The organism is Synechococcus sp. R6-7 (assembly GCF_047461695.1).
In the GTDB taxonomy this organism is placed as follows: Bacteria; Cyanobacteriota; Cyanobacteriia; order Thermostichales; family Thermostichaceae; genus Thermostichus.
Window position 1 is genome coordinate 1 of the sequence record NZ_JANSHS010000065.1, and the last position, 9,642, is coordinate 9,642.

Sequence of the window (9,642 nt, forward strand, 5' to 3'; positions counted from 1 at the left end):
GGGCTCCTGCGATTTCTAGCTGAGGGGAAGCCTTGCAAAGTGCTACTCAATACCTAGACTCTTTTTTAAGCCTATTTTAGGGATCGGACAGCTCCAGCCAAGCAGCCCTTGGCTCCTCCCTCAGTAGATGCTTTTTCAAGGCCCAACGTCCAGAAAGGCGGGGTTATGAGCAAGCTGCTGCGGCTTGCCGCGCCAAGACCCACTCCACCAGGGTGCGCACCCCATAACCGGTGGCCCCTTTGTTGTTGTAGCCTGCATCCTTCTCTGTCCAAACGGGGCCTGCTATATCCAGGTGGGCCCAAGGGGTTTTCTCCACAAACTGCTTCAGGAACAGGGCAGCGGTGATGGATCCCCCTGAGCGGGGACCAGTGTTTTTCATGTCGGCCACAATGGAGCTGAGACCCTCGAAGTAGCCTTCCTCCAGCGGCAGGCGCCAGATTTTTTCGCCGGAAAGATTGGCAGCTTGCTGTAGCTCCTGGGCCAGCGTCTCATCTGGGGTGAACAAGCCGGCAATTTCTTCCCCCAGAGCAATCACACAAGCACCGGTCAGGGTAGCCAGATCGAGGATGGCATCGACGCCCAGCTTTTCCGCAAACACCAGGGCATCTGCCAAGGTGAGGCGACCTTCTGCGTCGGTGTTGTTGACCTCGATGGTCTTTTGGTTAGAGGCGGTGAGGATATCTCCCGGATGAATAGCATGGCCGCTGATCATGTTTTCCGTGGCGGCGACGATGAAGTGCAGCTCCACTTGCGGCTTGAGGGCGGCTAGGGCCCGTGCAGCTCCCAAAACTGCCGCTGCTCCCCCCATGTCGGTTTTCATCATGGCGATGCTGCGGGAGTCGGTTTTGATGTTCAGCCCACCGGAATCAAAGGTCAGCCCCTTGCCCACCAGGGCCAATTTGGTAACGGGATCCCCTTGTGCCGGCTTGTAGGTGAGGTGGATAAACTGGGGCGGCAGATCAGAGGCTTTGGCCACACCCAAAAAAGCCCCCATCCCCAGAGCTTCGCATTCTTCCTGTCCCAGAATCTCCACCTCTAGGCCATATTCCTGGGCCAGTTGGCGGGCGGTATCGGCCAGGGCGAGAGGAGTCACAATGTTGGCGGGGGCAGCCACCAATTCCCTAGCCAAGATGGTTCCTGCGGCCATCTCAATGGCCCGCTGCAGCGCGACTTCGTAATCGGGGCGAGCCTGGGCCAACCCCGGCACCAAGAGAGTTACTTCCTGCACAGAAAAGCTGTTTTCCTCTTCCCCTTTGGCTGAGGATTTGAACCGATTGTCCCGGTGCGCCACCAGTAGGCAGGCTTCGGCCACCGCCTGAACCCCACGCACCCGATCCAACCCCGTCTCCGGCAAAGACAGCATCACCTGCTTGGCTTTTAAGCTGTGAGCCTGGCGCAGGCCGTTGGCTGTGGCCCGTCGTAGGGCTTCTAGCGTTAGGGCCGCGGGATCCCCTAGCCCCACCAACACCAGTTTGCGGATCTCTCCTGTCAGGCGCAGGGCAACACTGCTATTCGGCTTCCCCTGAAACCCCTGCTCCTGAACGGTTTCCGCCACCAGCCCCGACCACGCCTTTTCATCCCAAGAGGCGATCTCAGGGGGCAGAGGAAAGCGGCCATTCCCGCCGGAAGCGGCAAAGCAATAGACCAGGGCACATTCCCCTTGAGTGAGTGGCGGCTCGCTAAGATGAAGCTGCATGAGAAACCCTTGACCAAGCTGTTGACAGCAGATCCTCAGTCTATCTAATTTTGCCGGCTCTTAGGGCAAGGGATCCCCCCTCTAGTGGGCGGGCCGGAAGATCCCGAAGCAGGAAGTGTAGCCGTGTAAAAAGGTGGATCCCCCAACGGGGCCGATCTCACCATTGCAAAAGAACCCCCCCAAGGGCAGCTCTCCAAGCAATTCCCGAAACCGTTGCGAGTCAAAATCGGGAGTGCCGTACAGGCCCTTGCCTCGCCCCAAACAGGAGAACATCAACGCCCCACAAGGCTCCGGCCTCGGTTGAGAGGGGCTTTGCCTCAAGTTGCGCTCGGCACAATAGCGGCTGAGGGCCCAACGCAGATCTTCTGCCGAAGTCTGGGCATCCCGCAGATGAAATTGCACCGTCTGGCCAGGGCGCACCTGATCCCCGATGGCCAGCGCCCCCACGCGCGGATCAACGCCCAAGATTACGCGAATGAGGAAATCTCCCGGCGTCGGCTCCGACTTGAACTCATCCATCAGCAGGCCGATGAAGAGAGAGTGGCGGGCCAATCGCTGATCCACGGGACTGAGCCGCTCTGCCAAGTCCTGCAAAACCGCTAGAGGAGGGCGACCCTCCAAGCCAAGAATCACATTCCCCTCTGCTTCCGTCACCCGCAAGGGATCCCCAATGGGGCGACACCCCTGGGCCACCACTGCATCCAGCACCACATTGCCGTAGAGCGCTAGCCCCACTGTGCCCTCTCGATACAGCTCCCGCCGAGGTGTGGAGGTACGCGCATCCAGCAAAAACAGAGCATTGCCCCGAGGGCCGCGGCCCCCACTGGCCAATCCCCCCACTTTGACGGATCCCGGATAGGCGAAATCCAACCCCTGCAGCAGCTCTGAGATGCCAGAGGAAAATCCATCGGCCAAGAGCAGAAAATGGGGCTTGCTCTGCGGCGAAACCCCAACACAATCGACCCAGGCAGAAGGAGCCGCATCCAAGTCTGGCAATTGGTTCCCCCGCAGATGAAAAGGATGCAGCACCACCTCCGGCATGACCGCCAAAGACAAGGAGAGAGCCGGGCCATCCTCAATTTCATGCCCGCCACCCACAATGCCACCCCCGGAGCAGCCGATCAAAACGTCCACCTCCAGCAGCCCCGACAGCAATGGCAACACCCGGATGTATTCGCTGGCAAAGGCCGCCGACACAAACAAAACCCCCAGGTTGGGCCGCAGAGGCTGAGCGGGAACATACCCTGTCAGCAGCCCCGGCAAGCTGCCGGATCCCACCGTCTGCACCTGCCGACTCAAGGCACTTTTCAGCTGGGCCGCCTGAAGCTTGGCCTTGGCTTCCTCCACCACCTGCCGCAGAGCCGCTTCTAGGGAAGGGAGCTGGGAGAGCGCGTTCACCCACTGCATCGGCGTGTTCCTACGGTCTGGAGTTTGCTGTTTTTAGGCTAGCAATTTATGGCCGGGCTGGCTGTTCTGTGTAGTCTCGCTTTGGGACAGGATCAGGGCAGATAGGGCCGGGGATCCACAGGCGCGCCCCCGCCGGGGCGGACTTCAAAGTGCAGATGCGGCCCTGTGCTCCAGCCAGTGCTGCCGCGGCTCATGATTGTCTGCCCCTGCTGCACGTACTGGCCTGTGGAAACGTAAATCTGATGGCCGTGGGCATAGCGAGTAACAATTCCGTTGGGATGGCGAATGTCCACTCGATTGCCGTAGCCATCCCCAGCATTCCCCGCGAAGATCACCACTCCCTCCTGAACGGCTACAATGGGGGATCCCACGGGGCCAGGAATATCTACCCCCGCATGAAAGCGACCGCGACGGTAGCCAAAGCCAGAGGTGATTTGCCCGGAGACCGGCCAGATAAACCCACTGCTGCGGGCCTGAGGAGGAGCTGGAGGGGGCGCTGGCGGCGCTGGCCGAGCTTGTGGCTGGCTCTGAGCTCGTCGGGCAGGAGCAGGGGTGGGCTGCGTACCCGGCGCCGGAATCGTAAGGCGTTGGCCAATGCGCAGCCAATGGGGATTGCGCAAGTTGTTGGCTTGAATAATAGACCGCTGAGTTACCCCGTAGCGGGCGGCGATCCGTTCGATGGTGTCACCGGCTCCAACCGTGTGGGTCAGGGATCCACCGGCCAAGAGGGCTTGCCGTTCTTGTTCCATCTGCTGGGCCCGGCGTTGCTGCTCGGCCTGTAATCGGGCTTGGGCTTCGGCTTGGCGTTGGGCTTCCTCTTCCTGCCGGCGGCGCTCTTCCTCTTCGCGAGCTTTCTGGGCAGCGATCATCTCCTTCTGACGCTGGATCAACTCGCCCACATCGCCGGGGATGAGCAGGCGTTGGCCAATGCGCAGATATTCCGGGCGCTCCAGGGGAGTCGCTTCGATGATCCGCTGCTGGGGAACTCGGTAGCGGTTGGCAATGTCCTCCAGCGTGTCTCCCTGCTTGACGGTGTAGATCAATCCCGGTTGGCTGGGGATCAGCAGCTTCTGCCCCGGCTTCAGCTCAGTACTGGCCTGAATACCGTTGGAGACGGTGATGGCAGCCGCGTCGAGCTGATACATCTGGGTCAGTTGCCAGAGGGTTTCCCCCGGCTGAATTTCATGCTCCAGGATGCCTCTAGGCCCTTCTCCTGTCGGGATCCGTCTTTCTGCGAAAGCTTGGCGCAGTTGCTCCCTTTTCTGCTCGTAGTTTTGCTGCAGAGCGCCAGATAGCGTATGCACAGAGGGTGGGATCGGCTCTACCGCCGGAGACAGGGGGCGATTCAACTGTCGCTGCTGTAGGGTAGCGACTCCGGCCAAGCCCAGCATCAGCAAAAGACCAGTGGCCCAAGCCGGATATCCCCGACGCGCAGGAGCAGAATCCCCCGGCTCTGGATGGGCTGTCTCAGGCTCGGTTGGGCACCTGGGGGTGGCCGGCAGCTGCTCTTCCCCAGCTTCTGCGCAGGGATCCGCCTCCAGCTTCAGAAGCCATACCAGGCCCGTTAAGCTGAGAGAGAGGGCCAAACCAACCCATCTTGGCTTCGACCGCCCAGAGAGAGGGGCTGGAGCCCACTCCAGAAGATAGGCTTCCTCGGCAGATGAATCCGCAGAAGTCCAGGACTGTTCTGAAGGGATCCCTGCCGAGCCCTTTGGGGGTGGGGGGGAAAGGGTGCTCACGGCAGCACCGCGGAAATCCAGCTCCCCGTTTTGGGGATTGGGGAAAGTGGGTTTTAAAGGCATCCTCACACCAAACAGGCTGACACTAGAGTGCAAGAGAAGAAGATGTCAAAATGAGGGGCATAAGCCCCTTGGCACCGAGCACCCCAGGGGTGACTCAAGCCGGGGTGGAGCTCGCTAATGAACAGGCTGGCTCGCACTCAGGTTAGAGTACCGTAGTTAACAAATCTAGACAAGTCTTGGCAGGTAATTTCAGCCACAATGCTTGCCTCACAATGGTTCCAGCCCTTGGCTCGTTGAGATTTTGTCGAGCCTCATCCGATTCAAGACAAAGTGCGCCATCGTCTTTTTTTGGAAGACAAAGCCTGTTTTGCTGTAGCTGAAACTACAAACTAGGGATACCCATGGATTTGGTTGTCTATAACACATTGACTCGCCGCAAGGAAGTGTTTCAGCCGCTGGCAGCAGGTGGATCTCAATCCGTTTCCGTCGGCAATTCCCAGGGATCTGCAGCTCCGGTTGCGGAGGAGAAGCCCCTGGTGCGGATGTATGTCTGTGGTGTAACGGTTTACGACCTCTGCCACCTCGGCCATGCGCGTACCTACGTGGTTTGGGACATGGTGCGTCGCTACTTGGAGTGGCGCGGCTACCGAGTGAAGTATGTGCAGAATTTTACCGATGTGGACGACAAGATCCTCAAGCGGGCGTTGGAACGTGGCGAATCCATGCAAGCGGTGGCGGAGCGCTTCATCGCCGAATATTTCCAGGACATGGATCGCCTGAACATCAAGCGGGCCGATCTCTACCCGAGGGCAACGCAATCGCTGCAAGCCATGTTCCAGTTGATCCAATCTTTGGAGCTCAAAGGCTTTGCCTACCGGGTACGGGATCCGATTCGACACCAGACCGACCAGTCTTCCCTCCTGCAAGCGGGACACCAGCCAGAGACCCCCGCCTCTGTTCAGTACTCTGTTTACTACTCTGTCCGCAAGTTCCCGGATTACGGCCAGCTATCCGGTCGAAAACTGGAGGAGATGGAGGCGGGAGCCAGTGGCCGGGTAGGAGAAGAAGGAGCCGACAAACAGGATCCCTTCGACTTTGCCCTTTGGAAAGCGGCCCCCCCTTCTGAGCCGGGGTTTGCCTCCCCTTGGGGTTGGGGGCGACCGGGCTGGCACATCGAATGTTCCGCCATGGTGCGGGAGACCCTGGGAGATCACATCGACATTCACGCCGGCGGGGCAGATTTGATTTTCCCCCACCACGAAAATGAGCTGGCCCAATCGGAGCCGATCACCGGCAAGCCGATGGCCAAGTACTGGATGCACAACGGTTTTCTCAACATCAACGGCGAGAAAATGTCCAAATCTTTGGGCAACTTCACCACCCTGCGACAGGCCCTCGCTGTCTATCACCCCATGGCCTTGCGGCTGTTTCTGTTGCAGACCCACTACCGTAGCCCCATAGATCTCACCGAGGCAGCCATGCAGGCGGCTAGCCGTGGCTGGGAAACCCTCCAGAAAGGGATCCACTGTGCCCAGCACTTCTGCAAAGGAGAAAAGGGATCCCCTGATGCTGAGGCCATGCAAGCCTTTCAAGCTGCTATGGACGATGATTTTGGCACCCCTGAAGCGCTGGCTATCGCCTTTGAATTGGCCAAAGAACTCACCCGCGAACACAACCTGTTCACCCATCAAGGCCAAACCCATCTGGAGCCCCAGGCCCTCAAACAAAAAAGCGCTGCCTTGCTGGAGATTTTGGCTACTTTGGGATTCTGTTGGCCCTCATTCTCTGAATTCGAGGGATCCAAAGAAGCAGCTACAAATGGGGAACTTAACTTTAAAAAAATCGAGGAGCTGATCGCGCAGCGCTCGGCAGCCCGCAAGGCGAAAAACTTTGCCGAAGCCGATCGCATTCGGGATCAGTTGAAAGCCCTGGGCATCACCCTCATCGATCAAAAAGACGGCACCACCCGTTGGCTGCGAGAATAGGGGTTGAGGAGCATTCCTCGGGCTCATTCAAAATGGATATGGCTGTAACCTAGGGGCTCAGAGGGGCAAAGTGCTTCTCCCTTCGTTTGGGTTGCTGGAAAAGTTCGGCTAGAGTCAGATCAGTGACTGTGTCAACGTCTCGGCGGATCTCAATGCTTTCTCCAGCTACCGCGCAAACTGATCTGAGTCCCATCGATCTGGATTGCCTGCTCACCCCTGAGATTCAGCGGCCGGCCCGCTACTTGGGCAAAGAGTTTGGCGCCGTCCACCGTCCTTGGGATTCGGCACGGGTGCGTTGGGTGCTGAGCTATCCAGAGTTGTACGAGGTGGGAGCTTCCAACCTGGGCCACCTCATCCTCTACAACATCCTCAACGCTCAGCCGGATCAACTGTGTGACCGCACCTACTTGCCAGGCCCGGATCTGGCGGCCCGCCTGCGGCAGTTGGGGATCCCCCTCTTTGCCGTGGAATCCCGCCGTCCTCTGCGCGCCTTTCACATCATCGGCTTCAGCCTGGCTTACGAGCTGGGGGGCACCAACATCCTGGAGATGCTGGATCTGGCCGGGATCCCGCTCAGGTGGTGGGAACGGCAACCCTTCACCCCGGAAGAGTGCCCTCTGATCTTTGCCGGTGGGCCAACCGCCACCTCCAACCCGGAGCCTTTTGCCGACTTTTTCGATTTCTTCGTCTTCGGAGATGGGGAAGAGGTGCTGCCGGAAATTGGCCAAGTGCTGGCCGGATCCCTGTCCAAGCCCCGCCGAGAGGTCTTGCTGGAGCTGGCCCAGGTGCCGGGGGTGTACGTGCCCCAGTTTTACGAGGGGATCCCACCGCGGCCCATCGTGCCTGGGGTGCCGGAGCGCGTCCGCCGTCGGGTGGCCCTGCCTCAACCCCAATACTCCGTCGGCCTGGTGCCTTTGGTGGAAACCGTCCACGACCGCCTGGTGATGGAAGTGCGGCGGGGCTGTACCCGTGGCTGTCGCTTCTGCCAGCCGGGCATGCTCACCCGACCAGCGCGGGATGTGGATCCGGAAGCAGTGGTGGAGGCTGTGGTGCAGGGCTTGCGGAGAACAGGTTACAACGAATTTTCCCTCTCTTCTCTCAGTTGCTCCGACTACCTTTCCCTGCCGGCGGTGGGAGCGGAGCTGCACAACCGTCTCCTCAGAGAACACATTGCCCTTTCCCTGCCCAGCCAGCGGGTGGATCGCTTTGATGAGCAAATTGCCGCCATCATGAAGGGATCCCGCCGCTCCGGCCTCACCTTTGCCCCCGAAGCTGGCACGCAACGGCTGCGGGACATCATCAACAAGGGCCTCACCGATGCCGACTTGATTCGCGGCATTCGCACCGCCGTCCAAGAGGGCTGGGACAAAATCAAGCTCTATTTCATGATTGGCCTGCCCGGCGAGACCGACGCCGATGTCCTGGGGATCGCCCGCACCGTCGAGAGGTTGCAGCGAGAATGCGCTGCGGTAGGCCGCAAGCGGGTGGAATTTACCCTCACCCTCTCCAACTTCACCCCCAAGCCCCACACCCCCTTCCAGTGGCACCGGGTGGACTACGCCGACGTGCAGCGCAAGCAAACCCTGCTGCAGAAGGAGCTGCGCCGGCTACGGGGAGTCAAAGCCCACTTCACCGACATCCGCTTCAGCATCCTGGAAGACTTCATCGGCAAAGGGGATCGCTCCCTGGGACAGATGATCGAGCGGGCTTGGCGGGCCGGTGCCGGCATGGACGCCTGGTGGGAAAACATCGACGCCGCCTATGCTGCCTGGGTGAGGGCCTACTGCGGCGAAGAGGTGGATCCTGCCGCCGATCCGGTCGCCCTCTGCGCCCATCTCCCCATCCGGGAATTGGGCCTGGAGGATCCCTTGCCCTGGGATCACATCGATACTGGCATCGACAAAAAATGGCTGCAAAAAGACTACCGCCGCGCCCTGGAAGCCCTCACCGTGGAAGACTGCTCCTTCGAGGGCTGCTCCGCCTGCGGCATCTGCGGCCCCGGCTTCGGCCACAACATCGTCATTCCCCCTCCGCCCGTCCCGCCCCTGCAGAGCAAACCCACTCCCACCCAGGATCCCCTGGAGCCGGAGCCACCTGCCCAGCGTTTCCGCATCACCTACGGCAAAACCGGGGATCTGCGCTGGCTGGGCCACCTGGATCTCATGCGCCTGTGGGAACGGGCCTGTCGGCGAGCGGGGTTACCTCTGGCCTTCAGCGGCGGCTACCACCCCATGCCCCGCCTGGCCAACGCCAACGCTCTGCCCATCGGCCAGGAAGGCTATGGCGAAATCCTGGATCTGGAGCTGCTGGATCGGCCTGAAGGTCCTCTGACGCCTGAGAAACTGCGCGCCCTTCTGAGCGAACAGCTGCCCCCGGAGATCCCCATCCAAGCCGTCCAAGAAATTAGCCTTCGGGATCCCTCTGCCACCGCAGCCGTTTACGCCGCCGAATATCAGCTCACGGTGAGCTGCGAGTTGCCCAAAGCCGTTCACGGCAGCGGGACGGAGTCCTCTTGGCCTGCCTGGGTCACCCAGATCCTAGACGCGCAGGAAATCTGGATTGAAAAAACCTCCAAGTCTGGCAAGTCCTCTCCCTTCAATGCCCGCGCCCTGCTGTACTACCTAGAGTTTCAGGGCCTGACCCCCGAGGGCAGCGCTTGCCTCCTTTACCGGGGCAGTTGCCGCAACGACGGTGCCTACCTGCGGCCCACCCATCTGGTTCAAATGGCCGAGTCATTGGGGTTGCCCCACTGGACACTACAGACGGCAAAGCGGCTGCGCCTGTTGTGGGAGCATGACTCTAGTCAATAATA

At 60.2% G+C, this 9,642-nt stretch carries 5 protein-coding genes; 2 read left to right on the top strand and 3 right to left on the bottom strand.

Going from position 1 to position 9,642, the window contains the following annotated elements; genetic code table 11:
- Positions 1 to 163: 163 nt before the first annotated feature.
- The 3 genes from NW815_RS02600 to NW815_RS02610 form a co-directional block, all read right to left on the bottom strand.
- Positions 164 to 1,696, bottom strand: coding sequence for a leucyl aminopeptidase (locus tag NW815_RS02600; RefSeq protein WP_011433415.1), 1,533 nt, complete (start codon positions 1,694 to 1,696; stop codon positions 164 to 166).
- 81 nt (positions 1,697 to 1,777) lie between these two features.
- Positions 1,778 to 3,103 carry an FIST N-terminal domain-containing protein gene (locus NW815_RS02605; RefSeq protein WP_414388132.1) on the bottom strand — a complete coding sequence of 442 codons (1,326 nt, stop codon included), beginning with the start codon at positions 3,101 to 3,103 and terminating at the stop codon, positions 1,778 to 1,780.
- A 92-nt stretch (positions 3,104 to 3,195) separates the two neighbouring features.
- On the bottom strand, positions 3,196 to 4,905 hold the full coding sequence (locus tag NW815_RS02610) for a LysM peptidoglycan-binding domain-containing protein (RefSeq protein ID WP_414388130.1): 1,710 nt from the start codon (positions 4,903 to 4,905) through the stop codon (positions 3,196 to 3,198).
- A 341-nt stretch (positions 4,906 to 5,246) separates the two neighbouring features.
- On the opposite strand from NW815_RS02610, the gene cysS reads away from it, so the two are divergent.
- Together cysS and NW815_RS02620 are read left to right on the top strand one after the other, a co-directional pair.
- Positions 5,247 to 6,830 (top strand): cysteine--tRNA ligase, encoded by a 1,584-nt coding sequence (gene cysS / locus NW815_RS02615; RefSeq protein ID WP_414388129.1) that lies wholly within the window; start codon positions 5,247 to 5,249, stop codon positions 6,828 to 6,830.
- Between the two features lie 152 nt (positions 6,831 to 6,982).
- Positions 6,983 to 9,640, top strand: a complete 2,658-nt coding sequence (locus NW815_RS02620; RefSeq protein ID WP_414415678.1) for a TIGR03960 family B12-binding radical SAM protein — start codon at positions 6,983 to 6,985, stop codon at positions 9,638 to 9,640.
- Positions 9,641 to 9,642 lie beyond the last annotated feature (2 nt).

Bases quoted from the DNA above. Each gene is read 5' to 3' on its own strand.
- NW815_RS02600 (WP_011433415.1), bottom strand. From the start codon at position 1,696: ATGCAGCTTCATCTTAGCGAGCCGCCACTCACTCAAGGGGAATGTGCC.
- NW815_RS02605 (WP_414388132.1), bottom strand. From the start codon at position 3,103: ATGCAGTGGGTGAACGCGCTCTCCCAGCTCCCTTCCCTAGAAGCGGCT.
- NW815_RS02610 (WP_414388130.1), bottom strand. From the start codon at position 4,905: ATGCCTTTAAAACCCACTTTCCCCAATCCCCAAAACGGGGAGCTGGAT.
- cysS (WP_414388129.1), top strand. From the start codon at position 5,247: ATGGATTTGGTTGTCTATAACACATTGACTCGCCGCAAGGAAGTGTTT.
- NW815_RS02620 (WP_414415678.1), top strand. From the start codon at position 6,983: ATGCTTTCTCCAGCTACCGCGCAAACTGATCTGAGTCCCATCGATCTG.